The organism is Vibrio sp. 11986-1-5 (genome assembly GCF_963878025.1).
In the GTDB taxonomy this organism is placed as follows: domain Bacteria; phylum Pseudomonadota; class Gammaproteobacteria; order Enterobacterales; family Vibrionaceae; genus Vibrio; species Vibrio injensis.
Map to the genome: position 1 here is coordinate 11,081 of NZ_CAWNVW010000044.1, position 18,969 is coordinate 30,049.

At 45.7% G+C, this 18,969-nt stretch carries 14 protein-coding genes; all 14 read right to left on the reverse strand.

Going from position 1 to position 18,969, the window contains the following annotated elements; translation table 11 throughout:
* Positions 1 to 267 precede the first annotated feature (267 nt).
* Positions 268 to 7,815: an LPD5 domain-containing protein gene (locus AACS00_RS10040; RefSeq protein WP_110167291.1), complete on the reverse strand. Its 7,548-nt coding sequence runs from the start codon at positions 7,813 to 7,815 to the stop codon at positions 268 to 270.
* 86 nt (positions 7,816 to 7,901) lie between these two features.
* Entirely contained in the window at positions 7,902 to 9,413 is a 1,512-nt protein-coding gene (locus AACS00_RS10045; protein ID WP_110167292.1) for a hypothetical protein, read from the reverse strand.
* The gene (locus AACS00_RS10050; RefSeq protein ID WP_110167293.1) at positions 9,413 to 9,655 is read right to left on the reverse strand and encodes a bacteriocin; all 243 of its coding nucleotides are present in this window, start codon (positions 9,653 to 9,655) and stop codon (positions 9,413 to 9,415) included. Before AACS00_RS10050 ends, AACS00_RS10045 begins: the two co-directional genes overlap by 1 nt.
* Entirely contained in the window at positions 9,652 to 9,999 is a 348-nt protein-coding gene (locus AACS00_RS10055; RefSeq protein ID WP_110167294.1) for a hypothetical protein, read from the reverse strand. The genes AACS00_RS10050 and AACS00_RS10055 overlap by 4 nt, the downstream gene beginning before the upstream one ends.
* Positions 10,000 to 10,001: 2 nt before the next feature.
* Positions 10,002 to 10,625, reverse strand: a complete 624-nt coding sequence (locus AACS00_RS10060; protein WP_110167295.1) for a hypothetical protein — start codon at positions 10,623 to 10,625, stop codon at positions 10,002 to 10,004.
* Complete coding sequence (locus AACS00_RS10065; protein WP_258306854.1) at positions 10,626 to 10,976, reverse strand: hypothetical protein; 351 nt, start codon at positions 10,974 to 10,976, stop codon at positions 10,626 to 10,628. It lies immediately after the preceding gene.
* 31 nt (positions 10,977 to 11,007) lie between these two features.
* Complete coding sequence (locus tag AACS00_RS10070) at positions 11,008 to 12,906, reverse strand: phage tail tip fiber protein (RefSeq protein WP_110167296.1); 1,899 nt, start codon at positions 12,904 to 12,906, stop codon at positions 11,008 to 11,010.
* Complete coding sequence (locus tag AACS00_RS10075) at positions 12,906 to 14,510, reverse strand: hypothetical protein (protein ID WP_110167297.1); 1,605 nt, start codon at positions 14,508 to 14,510, stop codon at positions 12,906 to 12,908. Before AACS00_RS10075 ends, AACS00_RS10070 begins: the two co-directional genes overlap by 1 nt.
* Positions 14,511 to 14,547: 37 nt before the next feature.
* Entirely contained in the window at positions 14,548 to 15,183 is a 636-nt protein-coding gene (locus AACS00_RS10080; RefSeq protein ID WP_110167298.1) for a phage adaptor protein, read from the reverse strand.
* The gene (locus tag AACS00_RS10085) at positions 15,183 to 15,782 is read right to left on the reverse strand and encodes a hypothetical protein (protein ID WP_110167299.1); all 600 of its coding nucleotides are present in this window, start codon (positions 15,780 to 15,782) and stop codon (positions 15,183 to 15,185) included. The genes AACS00_RS10080 and AACS00_RS10085 overlap by 1 nt, the downstream gene beginning before the upstream one ends.
* A 3-nt stretch (positions 15,783 to 15,785) precedes the next feature.
* On the reverse strand, positions 15,786 to 16,211 hold the full coding sequence (locus tag AACS00_RS10090) for a hypothetical protein (protein WP_110167300.1): 426 nt from the start codon (positions 16,209 to 16,211) through the stop codon (positions 15,786 to 15,788).
* 56 nt (positions 16,212 to 16,267) lie between these two features.
* A complete protein-coding gene (locus tag AACS00_RS10095) occupies positions 16,268 to 16,648 on the reverse strand; it encodes a hypothetical protein (RefSeq protein WP_110167301.1) in 381 nt (126 codons plus the stop codon).
* A 37-nt stretch (positions 16,649 to 16,685) separates the two neighbouring features.
* Complete coding sequence (locus tag AACS00_RS10100; protein ID WP_110167302.1) at positions 16,686 to 17,906, reverse strand: phage capsid family protein; 1,221 nt, start codon at positions 17,904 to 17,906, stop codon at positions 16,686 to 16,688.
* Positions 17,907 to 17,966: 60 nt separating this feature from the next.
* A complete protein-coding gene (locus AACS00_RS10105) occupies positions 17,967 to 18,965 on the reverse strand; it encodes a hypothetical protein (protein WP_110167303.1) in 999 nt (332 codons plus the stop codon).
* Between the last annotated feature and the right edge of the window lie 4 nt (positions 18,966 to 18,969).

Consider the following 18,969-nt stretch of genomic DNA (forward strand, 5'->3'; position numbering starts at 1 on the left):
GGCAAATTTTATCATAACTGATCGAACACTATTCTTTTGGCTGAATTAATGTAGCTATGTCAATTAGTGCTACTTTTAAAAGTCATGACGACAAACAGATAAACATGTAATTGCGCATAAAAGTTATATATACTTCGCAAAAATAGAACAGAATAAATAGTTAATAGTTGCGCGATATTCTCATAAGCCGTTAACTTGGCATCGACAGCTTTCGCTTGCACTGTCTGGAATTAGAAGTCCTCCAAATGGATGGCTTTTCTATAAAAACTAAACACCAAGTCTACGTAAGAAGTTTTCTCGCGCTCGCTCACTGTCAAACTCTCTGGTCAATGTTCGATGCCTACGCTCTTGTCTAGCCAGCTCATTTCTTCTTGATTTAGTCATCAAACCTGCTGCGGTCGCTGCGTCAACATAAGCGCGATCCATCTCTATCATTTTCTGATAGTCTGAATCCGTTAAGTTATCTTCAGCCCATTTTAAGAACTCCGCTCGCTCACGAATAGAAGGGCTTAAACTCACACGAATTGGCTGAGCTGAACGAACAGCCGATCGCATGCTTGTTAACGCACTCTGCACTTCTCCCGGAGTCTTTAAGCTTTCAAGATGCTTACGCATAATGGCTTTCATTCGCTCCGGTTGGCCGAGTAATGCTGCCTCAATTAATGCGCTATTAACTGGTGACATTTCTGTCTTGCCATAACGTTCTGGAGCTCTACGCTTACTTTCGAGACCAATATCATTGCTGTACCGGCGAATGTAACGGCGAATATCATTTCTATCTCGCCGAATGCCTTCTAATCGTACAACGTCAAACCCCAAACCCACATTATCAGCCGCACCTAAAACACCGCGTTTAGTGGTTCGATAAATAGAAATCGTATCGGCTAGTTTATCTATGTCTTTCTTAGTGATCGTACCTTGTTCGGCAAGAATTAATCCAAGTTCTGCAAAAGCTTTTACTGGCGCAAGCGCAGGCGGATCAATGGGAGATTTAACTCTTTGTCTATCAGCAACGTCTCTCGCCATTTGAATGTAGTTACCAAAGAAACCAAGTGCACCGGTTGCCATCATAGAGCTCCAAGCAAGGCTTGCAGATAGCGCAACCGCTTTTGCTGTATCATCGTTTGCTAATGCTTTTTCTATCTCATCTAAATTTGGAGATGGATCATCGTAACCAAAAATAGCCGCCCTTAAAGCATTAAGCCCTGCACCGGCTAATATTGCCCCACCAAAGAAATTCACCATAGGCATAAACGTTTTTACCCTAGCGGAATATTCCTTACCATCTTTAGTGTATTTCACCGTCTCGCCACCTTTGGTAACAGAATCAATAAAGGGCTTTAAATGGTTTATCCAAAACATACGAGACAACTGAGTGCCAAACTTTTGGTACTTAAATAAGAACTTACCGATCGGCGAGTCTACAAAGATAGGAGTTTGGTCGATTCGATAACTACCCTGAGTCGTGTTAACTATCTTGCGATAAAAGCGATTTGTCTCTGGCCCTTGGCCATTTTCAGCAATCAATGTATCAACATCAAAGCCATTTCGTTGATACCACGCCATCTCTTTGAGTGACTTCTTGCTATCAATTTGTTGATTCCATGCAGCCAAACTTTCACGAAGCATATTTTTTGCAATCACATGTGAATGAGTACGGATAAACAGTTCCATTGGCGTATAGCCGCCCCACTTCATCATATTGGTAGCAAACTTCTGCAAGCTTTCGTTTACCCCTGCCTGGGTTGCGTCTTGTTGGAGCATCAAGTAATCATCGATTAAGATCCCAACTTTTCGCGCGTCTTTGATATTTCCAGACAAATCTTTTAGCTCAGAAATCAATGCCTTGGTCGCTCTAACGGGACCGTAGGCCTGAAAGTTTAGCGCAGTACCACCAATAAGGTTCAGCAATGCCGTTGCCGGGTTACCTAACTGTAAGCCGGTAGCCAAGGTATTTAACGTTGCTGCTCCACGAATGTAGCTATCGTTTGGAACAAGGTTATAAATCCTGTCTTGAGTTGCCCTTAAATACTTAAGTGTATTTTGGTCTGTAATACTCTCAGCAGTGGTATCAATCAGATCTTGCCCCGTCACCGCTCTTTGACCTAACGACTGGATACGCGCAGTAGCTTCTGCCCATTTATCCTTATACTGCATAGCGGCATCCCAAGTATAATCATAAAAGAACGTTGGCAGCGCTACGCCACGAGCTTGCTCGGTACCCGCAAAGTAATCGTTATGGCTGTCTTTAGGTAGCTTGGCCTGCTCCTTACCGATGTACTCTGAGGCCTTTTGATAATCCACGCTATCAATCCGACCATCATCATAAAGTGCTTGGGCCATTGCTCGCCAAGTATCGTGATGATTTGCTGGGTCGGCTAAGGCTTGTTGAATTTCAGGACGCAGCTTACGTGGCCAGAAGTCTTTTGATAAAAACCCGATGTCTCGCCACTCTTTGGCAACAACGTCATAAACCTTAACGCCGACCTCTTTGTTGATCCGGCCAGTAACATCAGCAACCTGCTCCCACGTCTCCACCAATTCACGAGTCATGTTTGACAGTTTGGCTTTATCGGGTGTATTGCCACTCTCTTTAGCCCGCATGTAATCTTCAAACTCTTTATCGACAGCCTTTTTGTCGGCCTTGTTAAGCTTTCGATACTTGCTGAATGTAGGATCAATAATGGTATTAACGGTACCCATATGTTCGCGCGTTAAGTCATAAAAGTTATCAATAGCCTCTGCTACGGGTTTGGTTGCTTCGTTACGTCGTAACACATCACTAGCCGATTCCCACCATCCTCTTAGCTTGGCTAACTCTTTCCAACGAGGCGAAATTGCACCGGGATTGGTCACAAACGGCTGATCTAAGTTCGTAGAATCATCCATTCGTTTAGAAAACTTAATGCTCCCTGTATCATGCACCTCTGAAACATTATTGACACCACTGTCGTGCGTGGTTAATATTTCATCAGCTTCCGCAACTCTGCTAGTATTGTTATCGGGTTCTAGGGGAAGTAGGCGCGACCCAGAATCGTTGCCACCGGAAGCTAAAACATCTTTCTCGAAAGAGTGATCATAGTAAAATTTACCATCCGGCATCTCTCTTACATCAACAACTACATCGTGTACTTGACCTTCTAATTCGTATTTAATCCCAAAGTAATGATGAGCTTTAACATTAGCGTTTCCCTTGGCTTCGGGTTTGCTCCCAATATAAAGTGAATCTTCAATGATTCGATCTATATACTTCATTGATGAAAGCAAATGGTCGAACGCCTTTCTCGACGTGGTGTGTTTAACTCCTGTTCGTCCAACCATGATTTCAAGACCACTATCTTTGTTAATATAGATTCCGGCGCGACTAAATCCCTGCTGCTGGGCATAAAGGCGCTTTTCTTTCATTGTTGAGCCCTTAACTGGCTCCCCTTTAATGATTTCAGCATGCTCAGGAACTCGGCTTTTTTGAGAAAACAACGTTTGAGAGAGTCTGGTTTCAGTGTTTTTTGCCTCGGGCCTTGATTTGTCAGCCCACTGGTTGATTGACTTAATTCTATCGCTTAACGTATTGACGATGTTGTACATCTCAGCTTTGGTCATATCACCAGACGACATCAAGCCAACACGACGCAGCGCATGAGCTATCATCTCAACGATGTTATCAAACCAACGTTTAATGGCTGGCCGTTCTATTTCTGCAGCATGCGCCAGCACTTCTTCAACCTGATAAAGAGGCTCAAACCCTTTATAGTTTCTATCCACGGTATCCCAGAGTTCTTTGAGATGGGGTGAGTTTTTACCTCGCGCTATGCGCTCCATGATCTTCATGTATTCCATATCGCCAACTACCGCGCGAAGCCCGTGATGCACTAACACTTCATGGCGCAACTTTTGACGTAAATCTTTGGCGTTTTCAATGTTGTCAGCAACGACGACCACAAGCCGTCTTGCATCGCTATACAACGCGCTAACCACAGAGCCATCAAAGCTTGCGCCCATTATAGCCTCGGCTTCTGGTTGGGTTTTCACCACCTGAATTTTAACTCCAGCACCACCCTTGTAGTTTTTCAACCATTGATCGGCAGCGAGTTCAGCGCCTTTGACGGTCATTCCTTTTGCTGGCGCTTGCTGCAAAAAGCTCTCGCGGCTGTAAAGCAGGACACCATCACCGTCAGGTTTGTGCTTTAAGGTTTGGAAGAAGTGATCAAATGCTGGTTTAATCGTGTTTAATTCTGATTTGGTTGGATAGGCATAATCTAAGTCGGGATCTCTTCCATAACGAGACTGCCACTGCTCTTCCGAGAGAACATTAGCTAAATAATCGTTAGTAATATCCTTGCCCTTATTTTTATCTATCACATAAGATTCAAATGAACGCGCTAGCATCTCCACCATTGTTGACCAGTATGGCTTGCTTTTCATAGCGTCAAGCTTTGACGATCTGTCACGAATGCTTGTTGCGTCAATAGCGTCTCGCAGCAAGGAAAATGCTTCTGCCATTTCCTGTCGAATATCACCGCGCATATCGGATGGGCGACGCGCATCAGTGGCAAACTCGCTATAACGAATACCTGCATTTTTACCAAAATAGTTATCCAATGCATGGAACCACTCATGCGCCAGTGATCCTGATCCTTTGGTTTTGGTTAGATTTATGACAACACTGCCAGGCTCGTAATGCGCTTTCGCTTTACCGCTACCGCGAGCGCCAAATGCAAGGCCTAGTTTACCGTTAAGAGAGATGGCTTTAGGAGGAATATTAACCAATTCGGCCAAGTCCATGAGCGCATCATAAGCATCATTTAGCTCTGTTTGTCGCCTTGCACCTTCAACCCAGTTGCCAAATTGAACTCCGCGAAAACCGAAAGCATCAGAAAACTGCTCGGGAGAGACATCCCCTTTTCTGCGCTCAACGCCTTGCCGTTCACGGTTACTCTTATTTCGCTGCTCTTGTGATACTTTTTTTCGGATATCGCTAATTTTACTTTCTAGCGCCTCTCGGTTTGACTGCAAATACTCCCTCGCTGCATTACCACTATCAAATCCATCCTTTACTGTGACAACATTCTTACCAGCCTTAAGGCCAATAAAATACTCAGACTGACCATCCGGTGATCGGCGTCTATAAACATCGATATTGGCTTTTCTTTTCGAGGTTGTTGAGCTGTCGTGATCTGAGGTTAGCAATTCTTTTAGCGCCGCTACTGCCTCGGCCTCACTTTCAAAGCTCTTTCCCGTTATTTTTCGAGATGGAGGACCTACAATATCAAACAGCGTCTTTGGCGGATTGTATCTTTTGCCGTCGGCGAGAGAGTAACTTCCTGAGCGTATTGAATAGCTTGCCAACTTATCTATCTGCTCCGGCGTCAAGTCCTTTGCCAATTTCATGAGTGACTTGATATCATTTAAGGTGCTAGGGAGATCGGCTTGGGATAAATCGATGTCGCCATTAGCAATCATGCGCGACAAGTCTAAACCCGATTTCACGGCGCTAGACCATCGAGCCAGCTTGTGAGTATTCCTTGGTTTCGCTTGTGCCATTCGACTTCTGATTATGGATAAAGCCGCCACTGTTTCTGGGCTTACTCCCTCCTGGATCATTTTCTTTGCGTCCGGCTTTGGCCAGCTTTTAGAAAGTGGCTGAGATGTAATGTCCTCAGTGCTTTGGTTTTTCTCAAGGGCTCCACCTAGCGCCCCCATTATGTGCTTTTTTGCACCGTGAAGAACTTCGCCAAAGTCCTCAATTTTATTCGCTTTCGGAGATCTGCTTGATTCCTGTTTTAATTGCTCAGTTAATTGCTTTTTAATGGCATCTGTTTTTCTTTCTATTCCCTCAAAATCACGAACAGGCTTTTTGCCTTGCTCTCTAAGTTTCATGCTGTTGGGGCGATTAGAAAAGTTTGACTTACCGGCCTGTGGCTCAATACTGACATCGTCTTTGGAAAGCTTTCGATCTTGTTGAAACCGATTTTTAGTCGCCTCAAAATCCTTAGCTCTCAGCCTTTGCTTATCTCTTTCTTGCCGATCGCTTTCAAGTAGGAGTTGCCTAATATCAACGGCAGACTGATTAACATCAGATGGGCTAACTGGCTGTGCCTGAATAGGTTCCGAGCGCATTTCAAGATCATCCCTTAACGCAATACCTTGCTGCTCTCGAATTGCTTGCGCCTGTCTAGTTGGCTCATAGTCACGAGGCAAGCCATACTTATCTGCTATTTCTGCTGGTAACGTTTCTGGTTGTAATTCGGTTTGGATTTTCTGCTCTGTATGCTGACTAGACTCTGATTTAACAGACCGTTTTTTATTCGCTGCAAGCCTATCTTCAACAATGGCACTCACCGGATCGATATCCATTCGTCGAGCATTTTCAGCAAGATTAAAGTATTCAGCCTCAAGTTGATTCGCTCGTTCCTCGCTGATCGATTCGTCTTTCAACTCTGCTTCTATTTGCGCGGCTCTCTCTGGGTCAAGCGCTCTTGCAAGCTGAATAGTTTCTTGCAAATCATTTTGCTCGGGAAGCACACCCGATTCGACCAAGGACGATCGAGACTCATCAAACCTTGCTTTAATTTGCTCAGGAGCTGTCTGGCTGACGTTCTGATTAGAGATAGGGGCGTCAACACGCTCTTCTGAATTAAGCTCGGTTGTTTGATTATCCGATGGCGGCGTTTGGTCTAAAGGCGAATGTTGCTTACTTCCACGATAACCACCCACCGCGCCGATAGGAGCACCAACCATTCCACCAATGACACCGCCTTCTGCAGCGGCAGATTTAACACCCTGCCATGGATCGGTATCTGTTCCAGCAACGTCATTCAATGTGGTATTTATTGAATAAGCCTGACCACCAGACTCCATAGCCTCTGCAGCCATTTCACCAACCGCGCCTTTGATTGTCCCACCGGCTACTGATTTACCTAACTTGCCAGTGATGGCACCAAATAACATCTTATCGCCGAGTGCACCTGCCGCACTTGCCGCAATGGAGATAGGATTAGCCATCATTGACTGACTGGCGTGCTCTGCCGTTTCTTCTCTTGCAAGCTCCATTCTTTGCCTTGGTGATAGGTCTGCATATTTAGGATCGGTCATTATTCGATGCGCATTGTCACGAAAAGTATCTGAGTTTTCCGCTAGCCAGTTAAAATCCATATCCAAAACTGCTGCTTTTGCATCTAAAGCCCCGCCACCTAAAGAGCCAGCAAAGCCACCGCCTAAAGCCGCTGCTCCAGCAATATGCCCAACAGCTTTATCAGCCACTTGCTTTGCAGCTACTTCACTAAGGCCGCGCTTTATCATGTTATTAGTGATGGCTCGACCAAGTGTTACCCTTGCAGCCGCTCCTGCTGCTCCGCCAGGCAATACCGTGCCAGCAAGAGAGCCCAGACCCTGTGCAATCTTCATTGCCCACACGTCAATGTCGCTTGCACCATCACCAAGCGCAAGCCGGCCATTTTCATTTTCGGTAAATAGAGAGCGATTCAACGCGGCCTGACCATCAGGCGTCATGCTATCGATTAAGCTTTCTGATACCGACTGAGAAATGTCACGCAAACCTGCGCCAAGTCCTATGGTTTGATACCCAAGCTCACCAACACCTGCGAACATACTTGCGGCACCGCTACCCACAGCCTTTACCGCGTCCATAAAGGATACATCAAGGTTTTCTGACTCTTGCTTTTGTATGTATTTCTGTGGATTGAAGTTTTCAGGTAAAAAGCGCTTTGGCTTTTGCGTTGGCTGGCTCATATCTACTTGAGCGTTGACGGTCGCATTGGGCAGCAGGCCTTGTCCGAGCATTTGTTTGTCTTGCATCTTTTTCTCCGGGCAACAAAAAAGCCCCACCCAAAAGGGTGAGGCTTTGCATCATGGGTAAATAATACCCTATTTTGAGGCGAATTCTAGAATGGTCTTGGTACAACCTTACCCGTTTCTAGGTTTGCTCGGTTTGCCCCAAATTGAGAGGCTTTCTCCGCAATTGCCTGAGGTAAATCTCTAATGGCATCCGGCGTTCTCTCTAGATATTCGTTACGCCTTGCCTGACTAACAGCCTTCGCTTGCTCGTCAGAATCAAGCCCCCTTTCTGCAGCCGCCTTACGAACCTGCTCAACGGTCATGCCCTTGGTCGAGCGCAAGAACTCCTCTAGTTCTGAGGCTCGCTTTTCCTGCGTTACGTCTTGGTATATCTGCTCAATAGTTTCTATCGGCACGCCATCCAGTGGCATTACCTCACTTAGCTCAGAAAGAAAGGCTTTCTTGTTTTCATCGTTCGCCCATTGCTGTACTGGGTTAACAGCTTGATCCTGCGTGGTATTGAGCTGGTTATTGCTGGCGCTTCCCGATGAGTAACGCTGAGTAATTCGCTCACGAATGCCGTTGTATTGCTGCTGCAGCTCTGCGGTTAACTCGCCAGCCTCAAGCGCTTTTGCCTCGGCTTTATCTATCTCCAATAAAGCCTTTCTCATTTCAGCGTCCATTTGATTTAAGCCATTATCACCAGATCCAAAGCGCTGCTGATAAGCATTGGTAAATGTCGCCATCTTGGCGTACTTCATCTGCCCCATCAGATCTTGCATGGCATGTTCAAGCGGGATCACTTTTACAAAATCATCTTGGGCAGATGAGCGATTTTCCGTTACGGGCTTTCGAGCCCACTTGCCATCGCCATAATCGACATCAATAGACATGACAATGCCGGGCTGATCGCCTGGAATGTCTGGGCTGATATCTTGAGCAAGATGAACGCCACCCAGTTTCGCATTTTTAATCACTCTACCGTCTGCTGATTTTGTTCCTATCACCTGCTTTACGTTGGGTTCATAGAAAGCACCGACCGCCTCAACTGCCTTCGGATCGCTAAAAAAACCCTGTATCCCGTCTGCATTTTGCATCCCTTCCTCAATCACTTCTCTGGCTTTTTGAAGCTTAGGGTCAAGATATCGGCGGGGATCGTAAGCAGAGCCTTTGATCTCCGGTGAATCAAATAAAGAGAAATCATCGCCACCATTTGCCAAGTCTTGCCATTTTGCTTGAATTAATGGCATGTTTTCACTAATGAAGGCGGCTCTTTTTTCGTTCTCAAGCCTGAACTTATGTAGGCTTGTGCTTGCCTCTTTTAAGCCCATATTGGCAAAATGGACCTCTTGGTTTCTTTTTTCTTGTTGAGTGGCTAGCTTTTGCTGATCATCATACGCCCTCAAGCTATGTTCATACTGACCTTGCGCTCTCTGCTCTTGAGACTCGCGCAATTGCATTTGCTGATCGATACTTTTAAGCCCAACTTCATGACTCTCTTTGCGCATGCGTGCGTCTTCTTCACGAAGGCCCATCGCCCTTTGTCGATTGTAATAGCCATCCGCTGCTTCAAAGCCACGAATAAAACCATCGGCAATACCTCTGGTATCTAACGCCATTAGAAAAGCCCTCCTAACACTAAGCCAACGCCAGCTCCCACCGCAGCACCAACAGGTCCACCTGCCATCATGCCTATCCCCGCACCAGTAGCAGCATTACCCAATGCTTGTTGCTTGTGCGCCTGCTTTAGTTGCTGGTTCGTTTGATTTCGGCGTTCTTCATTATTCGCCGCATCTTTCAAGCCCATTAATGCATTGTTTTTCGTGCCTTGCGCCAGACTTAATAAGCTGTAGTTACTCATTGGTTCATCCCCATGCCAGAGCCTGATAGCACCTGCATGCTTCGTTCTCGTTCGTAGTCACGCAGGCCATTTTTTGCAGCCACAGTACCAAGCGCGGCTTTAGCATTGTTAACACCGCCATTAACATCACTTAAACCATAACGTGCCATACGATTAGCGTTACCCAGTTCTGCAGCTTGAATACTTGATTGCATGTTCTGATCGACTCGACCAAGCTGCTCTTTCAGTAAAGAGCCATCTTGCATTTTGGTCATCAGCTCTTTTTGTTTGGGGTAAAAACGATTCAACCAGTCGTCATATTGCTCTCTTTGGATGCGTGCGTAAGTGCTTGATGAGTAACTCATGATTACCTCGGCGTATTTCTATTGAGTGTGTCATTGGTTAATGCAGACGATACTTGAGGCTGACTTCTTCGCCACTCGTCATAACCTCTCAAACCAGCGCCGCCTACCGCGCCAACAAATTGCTGATTAGCACTGCGCCGGTTAAACGAATTGTAGGCATCGTTAGCGGCTTTGTTTTGGCTTAAGCTGGCCACATCTGCAAGTCCTGCCATTGCCGTGGCTTGCTGCCCCATACCGATAGCGGCTACATCCGACAAACCAGCAATGTATTTATCTTGCTGACTAGACTGCGCTCGGTTTACGGTATCCGCCTGTCCTAGCGCTTGATCTTGAGTGATATCGCTCATCGCTTGTTTGAACTTACCGCTACTCGGATCAACGCCAGCCGCAGCCATACCGCTAGCCGCTTCACCTCTGGATTGGCTAAAAGCTTGGTTGTAACTTAAATCTGCTGAAGCCTTCGCTTTATCCATATTGTTTTTATTGTTCAAGCCATCAACACGCTGAATGAAGTTATCCTCAAAGGGCTTGAGTTCATTTTGATACAAAGCCCACTGCTTACTGGCTATCTCTGCCTGAGCAATTTCTTGGGGTGTTTCTTTCACTTTGTCTTTCTTGCCGCCCATTCAAATCACCTTTTCCCAGCGGTCAATATGGCCGCTTTCTGTCTTTTGAAAGTCATGCGCAACCAGCACGCTATGAAGTTTTTTCACTGCCGTCCATAACAACAACTTTTTAGCACCACTCTGTTTGGTCAGGCGCTCGATCAGGGGTAAATAAATATCAGCTGAACCTTTATTAAAGCTGTAAGCAAACAGAATACATACGACCATTTCCCCCTCAATAAAGGTTGGCTCTAATACAAAAAAGCCATCATCAACCAGAAACAAAGAAGCCCTACCAGATAGCAGGGCTTCATCAACTTGGTTAGCAAACTCGTGATCATTTCGCTGCTCGGTTTGCTCGATGATCGGCAACAGACGATCGCGCCATTTTGAATAGGGTTGATTAGTTAAAAGAGGCCCCCCTTCGAAATAATTGCACAACTGAATCAGAAATTGCCTTGATAGAGCTACCATTTGCGTTATGCCCCGCATTTATTTCTATCGCTAGTGAAAATGATTGGCCTGGTTCCACTTCAATAATGACAGGAGGGGCATTGAACTCCCGAGTCCCCGTCGCATAAAGTTTGCCACTTATTGACAAATCTGCAGTAGACATAGCCAATACCGAACCATTAAAAATAACTCTACATCTCCCTATAGTCGATGCTTGAGTGGAAGAGCCAGAAGAAACACTAACCGAGAATAACGCTGGGATCATAACTAGACTCGCTCTATCACCAAGATTATTTTTCCCTGATATAGAGCCTATTCTGGTCCAGCGTCCATTGAAGCCCTGTACTACGGATTTTGAAAGACGTACAGGAGCTGCCCCCACGATATCACCAATAATTTTGTCTGCTTGTACCGTTCCTTTAAACGTTCCGCTAGCCCCATCAAGATGGCCTCTTATCGTACAATTTTCAGCAATAGTGACATTTTGGGCAAGAACGTTGTTTATGTAGCCACCGTTGGCTTGAAGATGATTAGTTTGCAGTAACCCATTACTATGAATGAAGGTTCGATAGCCACTGTATGGTCCCCCTGTTCCAAACCCTGCATCACCACCTCTCACCTGACCACCGTTAATTTTAGGCGATGAAATCGCTACGCCAGCTCGAACAAAATCAGCAGTAATTTTTTGGGCTTGAAGTATCTGAATGGTCGCGTTCTCGATCATAGCTTTCGGAATGACTACTCTTCCCTTATCAATCGCGAAAGTAGGGGTAATACTTGCGTTAGGGTTTTTCGGGTCAAAGACAAAAAACTGACTAGCGCTCACCGCGACTTGGCTAGTCCCATCACTCTTCGCAAGAATACCAATGCCAGCTGTTATCTGACCAGCTTGAGCCTTTACTGACCACATGGCTTTAAAAGCCGAAGTACCATCTTTATTTATCTGCGCTATTGTATTGGTGTTCGTCTGAACGGCGGATTTGGTGCCTTTCAATTCAGATTGCACCGTATTAATCTGCTGAGAGAACGAGCGATTGGTTTCTGATATTGCCCGTGAATTTGACTGTACAGCTGAACTCACTTCGCCTACTCGAGACTCTACTGTCGATATTTTTTGCGATAAACCTAAATTGATATCGGAAACGACTCTCTGAGTCTCACGGATCTCCGACTTATTTTTATTGGCTTCAACAGAAACGTTTTTTATGGCTTCATTTATTTGAGCTTGTTCGCTTAGCCTTTCTTTAGTCTCTTCATTAAGCGATTCATCAACGAGGTTGATCTCTTTTTCCAAATACTTGATTAACACAGACTCACGCATTTGCTCGCCAATCTCATCAATCACATCGCTAATATTTGAGCTCGTTTTGGCAAACGCAGGCGTACTATGTGCGCCTTGAATATTGTTTACGTTAACAAATCGAACCCAATAATAAAAACCACTTCCTAGAGGCACTATATCGCTAAAAACATTCGCGTTAACAGTAGCAATCAGAGTTGCATCAGCAAGTACATTTTCGGAGCTTCTGAACACTTCAGCGTGAGCATGGCCTGCATAATTAGGATTCTCCCATTTCACTAAAATAGAGCCAAATCCACCATATGCTGAAACGCCTTGAGGTTGAGTGGGTCTTAATACTCCATGGTTGCTGCCACCATGATCTGGTTTAGCGATTTCGGGAATAACTTTACCACCCGTTCCCCTTCGCAAGGTCAAAACGCCTAGCTTGGCTAGGTCTCGGTACGTTACGGCTTTACTTCCACCATCACCACGTTGTCCAGTCAATAGCTCCATGTTTTCTGTAAGGCTGGATTGATCTCTTCCCGCTCTAAATCCGGAACGACTCATTAGCTCAGCTCCAACATCGTGCTAGCCATCATGATCCTCTCTATACGAGAACGACCACCGACTTGAACGCTAACTTTGCTACCCCTGATTGCTGGCAATCTAAATAGCTCATCTTCAAGATCGCCTTCATTCAAAGAGAGGATTGTCTCTCCATCAACAAACACATCAATAGAAACTTTTTCAAGATCATCAGCAACGATTCTTATCGATGAAAATACCGAGTGCTTGGGAACAACAAATGTTTTGCTTTGCCATTTATATAAGAGTGGTTCAGAGCCTGACTTCCACGCATACAGCGTTTTATCTTTAGCGATAAACAGTTTATCCGATTCTAGATCGGCATAAGCCGCATGCCATGTGTTACTAATCTGGGTGAAATGACCACCAGTCAAATCAAATACAAATCCACCACCATCATAAAGGGCGATATATTGACATTCATTAGCCCAAGCCCTAATCGTTTCAGGCTTAAAGGATTGCCATATTTCACGAGTAATGATCTGTTCGGTGATGAGCATTGCGCCATCTTGAGTCACAGATACCAAACCGTCAGGTGAGGCATAAACCGCAGCACCATTGATTGCCACCATCGACTCTGCTGATACGCACGCTTGTTCACTATTTAACTTAGTAGCGGTAATGGCCGAAGGCGTTACACCGGTGAATAGATAAGGATTACCTTTGGTACCAACTACCAAAGCGTTGCCAATTGCAACACACGAGACAATCTCAAATTCCGACGTTAGGCCATACGCTTTAGGCCACGCATACGGTAAATATGCTTCCGAAAAACAAACTTCATTACCAGCAAAGCCAGCGCATATCCCATTAGCCATTACACAAAGTCCCTGCATCTTCTCATCTGGCAAATCGTAGTCCCACGTTTCTAGGATGGGACCATTAGCATCCTTTGTGCTGTCTTTGTATGTTTGCTGAGAAATAGGCAACTCCGCTACCATGACATATTCAGCGTTACCAGAGTTCGTAACTGAACGATATAAGCGAGTATGTGTAATATTGTGCGTGTTCACCGTAAGTTGTGATAACTGAATAGTGACCGTCGATCCGGGCTTCTCGATTAAAGCCGCTTTACTGGGTTCACCGGGCTTACCCTCTTCACCAAACCGAGTCACAAAAGTCTGAATGTAGACTCTATCTTCATCATCATAACTGTCGTGCTCACCTTCTGGCGGCACTTCTCCTGTTGAGTCATCAATGTTAGTGACGATAGGTGGTGAATTAGGCGCTGGAACGCCTAAATCGTACCAAGCTTGCGGATTGATCCCGTTAGAGCCCGTAATGATATCTTTCGAGGATACCTTAGGTTTACCTTGCCCTGACCAATAAATCCGTCCCCATTCATCTTGAGCCATAGGATTCCTGATCACACTAACTACACGAGACCATTGCAGCCAATTATCGTGATATTTGAAGAGCGTTACTGGCCTTTGGGGGAGAGAGGCTATTAGTAAATCAGATTTTAATGGTTCGACAACTCCACGCTCAAATTGACAGTCTATTGCAATTGTTGCCGCTTCATTGGGTAATAAATGCGGCATAAGACGAGGGATTTCACCACGCATCATGGAAATATCTATAAGCATATATTGAAACCAAAATTAGATGCCATAACCGCTATCATCATGATAGAGCCCGCTCACTCGCTTTAAGTCGGGCCGCTTTTTGATAGTCAGAGTCTGATTTTCCGGTTAACGCCATCTGAAATGCTTGGTAATGAGATTGAGCCTTGGCTTGCTGTGACTCTTGCTGTCCCTCTTTTGAATAAGCACGATAAGTCATGTAATGAAAAAGCAATGCTTCATAAACTTCTGGTATTGGCACTGGTTCATCAATATTCGTTATTCTCAACTTCTCTGCATATTCAAACTCAAGGGAAATAGGGATAGTCGGCTTGGGGAATACAAAGAAAGAGGTTTCATCTAACTCATTTCGTGTCCAGTTTGTCGGTTGCTCATCCTCCATCATTCGCCAGCGCTCATAGTTCTGATTGAGCCGATCAATATCAATATATTGTAATGAGTAACCACCACAATGGTTTACAGAGAGAAGCTTATAAGCTTGCTCTGGCAACACCACTCGCACTTGACCTGGCGTTAAATTGATTTCGGTTATCTTCCTTGCCAGATCGGGACGAACCATGATTAATGCAGATAACCCATCATTGAGGCTAGATAAATGATACTCCTTACTCCAAAACTTAAATTTAGTATCGATAACTTCCTCTGCCACTCGATTGATTAGATCCATTGCTTTCATTAGAAGAACTCTCTCTTTCGGTTACGACGATTAGGGATAGTCTCAACTAGAGCCGATTCCATTCGCCAGCGTTTCGCGTGATTTATCGCTTCAACAAAATTGGTCTCGTGATACAGGCTCAACTTAGCAACGTCTTTCGGCGCACCTGGGCATGAACAAATCAGGGCTGCTGCACCGTGGCAAATCGCATGAAGCCAATCGGTAAATAGTTGCTCAGGCAAAAACTTAGTATCGAGGGTAGGCTCAACGATAGAGGTGATCATTACGTTTCGATAGTCTGATAAGAACCTTAACTCATCGAGCGACACGAGGTGATAATCCGTCGCTGACTCTAACGACTCGCCATTTGACGTTACGCTGATAATATCGCACGCCTTAATGCCGCCATCAGTGTTCCTGCTCTCAGCCAATTTGCTAACGGCTTTCACTATCTGGCGGTCGAAGACATAATCAAGATCACGAACCGAAACCAAGATCCGCGTATCACGACAAAAGCGGATTGCTGCATTAATTAATGCTTCCTTCGCGACCAGTGGAATATCGACCGGAACCAGCTTTCTTAAATGAGGAATAAAATCGGATACGGGAACTTGTTTCATGGCTTACCCTTTTAGTTCAGCGCGAACACGCTTACGATAATCATCAGCACTTTCACCAGATTGCTGGCCCTTGATATCAAGACCGGCAGCAACGATGTGAGTATGGATTTTTGCAGCGGCCAGTTTAGAAATATCAACGTCTTCACCACCAATATTGACTAAGAACGAAGCTTGCTCAGCTTCTAGCTTTGCTTGCTTCTTGAGTTCTTCTTCAAGCGCTGCTTTTTTGGCTTCGGCTTCTTCATGCTCTTTAAGCTTGCCGTCGAGCTCATCAACATGCACAAAGGTATTTTCAAAGCGCAGTAGGATAGCCGCCGCTTCTTCGGTAACTTCAATGGGCTTTAAGCGCGGGAACACTTGGCGACTACCAGTGATGGTGTCTCGCTTGCGCTCTTTGGGCCCGATATAAACAATCTGAACTTTTGACATGGTTTCTCTCCAAAACAAAAAGGCGGACTATGCCGCCTTTCCTTTGACTGGGTTGGTTAGTAACCTTCGGCTAGGTATTCCACACCCAGCGTTACTGTGCCATTTGCGGTGCCGCCTTTAATGACCAACGATAAAGGCTGCTTGCTTTCTGTGTATTCCGTTGGAATGAGAATGCTCTCAGCCTTTGCGGCCGATAGAGCCACGCCAGCTTTAACTACTTTACTACCGACTTTAATATCAGCAGTAACGCCTGCGCCAACGCCGGACGTGATCACGCGAAAGCCGGTGATCTTCATACCAATTTCCAGCTCAATCACTTGAACCTCATCATTGGCAGTAATCGCAGCGAGAGCGACATTAACTTGAGCCAGTGAAACATTGCCATGCGTACCAACATAAATGCGGTCACGCATGCTTGGGGCTTGATGAATTGCCATAGTGTTTACTCCACAGGGGGGACATGCGCCCCATCAATTAAAAGCCAAGCTTAACCGCAGTATCGAGAACGATGATACCGTGATCATTCACGCGACCTGTTTTGTCAGCGAAACGGATTTTCTTAACACCGTTCATCCAGCCAATCGTAATTTCGGTCCGGTTCTGCGCATCCGTTTTTTCTTCGACAATCGAGAAAGAGTTGCCGGATTGAGTTTTACCCCAAGCTGTTGCTAAAGCCTGACCACCCATCAGCATGGCACGATCAACCGTAGTACCGGCTTCTTTTTCAGACACCGTTGCCAACTTGTCGTTATTCGACACTTTGACTTTCGAACCTTGATTGAATCGGATCGGCATCCCTTTGTACTTACGCACAAGAATATTGCCCATCATCGCGCACTCACCAGCAAAGACCGGATGTTTAAAGTTGCGACCGCGATTTAGCGCAGAGGCAACCAATTGCTGCCAATCTTTATAGCTTGATGTTTTCTTCCAACTATCCCATTGGCGCGGTGTTATGTTCAGGAGATAGAAAGGCTCATCACCGGCAAGCTCATCAGCCTGAAAACGAATGGGTTGCAGCGGGTTTGCCATCTCTTCAATAAACAAGTTGAGGTTATCAACTGACTCCATTGAGAACACATCCGCTTCGTCCAGATCTTCAAAGCGAGTAGCATCACCACCAAAGAAGTGTCGATCATGGGTTGGCGGTAGTACGTCATTGACCATGATTTCAGCAAACTCTTCATGCGACTCTTGCGGCACGATGCTATCGATAGCAAAGTAATCACCACGAGCGCCAGCGGCATGAATGATAGAAACTTGGTCTTGCAGGTTGTTGAAGTAAGGGCCGAGCAATGTACGGGCAGTCTTACGTAAATCATGCGTTGTGCGCTGCTGAGACATTTTGCCACCGGCATCAACTTGGTGACGCCCTTGGTTAATGCCAAGCTCAAAGTTGGTAAAGTCCAACGACTCACCGCGCCCTGCGATTTTCTTATCGCCCATGGTAGGACGCTTGTTCAAGTGGTGAACAATCTGCATATCTACCGTATCGCCACCGCCTTTCGACAAGTCAGTCACACGCACAATAGGAGCATGAGCACTGGTTTGCTTCTCCATGCCCTTTTTATCAGGCACGGCAGATTTTGGGATTTCTTCCGTCAGCATATTCACGAAAGAACGAGCGCGAAGGGTTGAGGTAAATAGACCAACCTCTTGGATCTTGCGCGCTTGTTGCTTAGTAATGGTTGTCATTTTCTAAACTCCAGACATAAAAAACCCCGCTCTTTCGAACGGGGTAATGGGTTGCGGCGTCTACACGCCAGCCATATCAAGTAATGCTTCAATTTCTGCCTGACTTTTCCCTTGCATCATCGCCATCAAACTTTCTGCATCAGCGTTTGCTAACTGCTCAAGCTCAGAGGGTTGATGCTTACTGGTAGAACCAATGGCACTAGGTGAAGATGGGAGAGTACTTTTAGCCTTACTCTCCACCTCTTCGGCTTTAGCTTTAATGTCTTGTTCGCTCAGCTCTGGGGCTTTATCCGGAGTTGGCGGTAGCATTGCAGCCTTGGTCAGACTCACCACTTCAGCAAAACGCTCTGCCAGTGGTTTGTCTGCCCATTGCGGATCGGCACGTAACTGATCATCAATCTCTACCGCTTTGTTCCAGCTTTCACCACCTTGATCGCGCCATGCGGATAAATCGGCATTTTGCTCAATCACATCAACAACGGGGCTAATGACTGGCTCAGTAGGCTCTTGGCTTGCTGCTTGGTTTGCGCTTGTTTTTGCGACAATGACCTTCAAGATCTTGCCAATCTCTGGGTAATCATCCATCAATGCTTCAAGCTGCTCATCAGAGACAGATAAGTTTTCCGGCAAGTCCTCAGGTTCAACACCGAGCTTTTCCAACTGCTTGTTACGAAGCTCAAGTAAACGTTGAGATTGCTCCCAATCGCTCTGCTTTTTCTGCATCGTTTCAAGCTGCTCTTTGAGCTGCTGCTTTTCTTGGCGCTCACGCTCTAACACATCATAAGGAATAACGTGCTCACCATCTTTTGCAGCAACACCCTTTGGCTTTTGCTCTTCTTGCTGTTCCTGCTGCTCTTCATCCTGTGCGGTTGCCGAGTCCGCAGCATCACTATCGGCTGAGTCAGTATCAGAGCGACCATCAGAGCCTTCGTCGTCTAACTCAATATCGTCATCGTCATGCTCTGAATCGTCATCCAAAACACCATCGATGGAATCAAGCAGCGCTTCCAGCTCTTCAGGGGTTTCATTGCCAGTTAAATTATCTAGATTGATTGTCATTCGT

Coding starts and splice junctions, on each gene's coding strand:
- AACS00_RS10040 (WP_110167291.1), bottom strand. CDS start 7,815: ATGCAAGACAAACAAATGCTCGGACAAGGCCTGCTGCCCAATGCGACC.
- AACS00_RS10090 (WP_110167300.1), bottom strand. CDS start 16,211: ATGTCAAAAGTTCAGATTGTTTATATCGGGCCCAAAGAGCGCAAGCGA.
- AACS00_RS10095 (WP_110167301.1), bottom strand. CDS start 16,648: ATGGCAATTCATCAAGCCCCAAGCATGCGTGACCGCATTTATGTTGGT.
- AACS00_RS10080 (WP_110167298.1), bottom strand. CDS start 15,183: ATGAAAGCAATGGATCTAATCAATCGAGTGGCAGAGGAAGTTATCGAT.
- AACS00_RS10055 (WP_110167294.1), bottom strand. CDS start 9,999: ATGAGTTACTCATCAAGCACTTACGCACGCATCCAAAGAGAGCAATAT.
- AACS00_RS10045 (WP_110167292.1), bottom strand. CDS start 9,413: ATGGCGTTAGATACCAGAGGTATTGCCGATGGTTTTATTCGTGGCTTT.
- AACS00_RS10100 (WP_110167302.1), bottom strand. CDS start 17,906: ATGACAACCATTACTAAGCAACAAGCGCGCAAGATCCAAGAGGTTGGT.
- AACS00_RS10105 (WP_110167303.1), bottom strand. CDS start 18,965: ATGACAATCAATCTAGATAATTTAACTGGCAATGAAACCCCTGAAGAG.
- AACS00_RS10075 (WP_110167297.1), bottom strand. CDS start 14,510: ATGCTTATAGATATTTCCATGATGCGTGGTGAAATCCCTCGTCTTATG.
- AACS00_RS10085 (WP_110167299.1), bottom strand. CDS start 15,782: ATGAAACAAGTTCCCGTATCCGATTTTATTCCTCATTTAAGAAAGCTG.
- AACS00_RS10070 (WP_110167296.1), bottom strand. CDS start 12,906: ATGAGTCGTTCCGGATTTAGAGCGGGAAGAGATCAATCCAGCCTTACA.
- AACS00_RS10060 (WP_110167295.1), bottom strand. CDS start 10,625: ATGGGCGGCAAGAAAGACAAAGTGAAAGAAACACCCCAAGAAATTGCT.
- AACS00_RS10050 (WP_110167293.1), bottom strand. CDS start 9,655: ATGAGTAACTACAGCTTATTAAGTCTGGCGCAAGGCACGAAAAACAAT.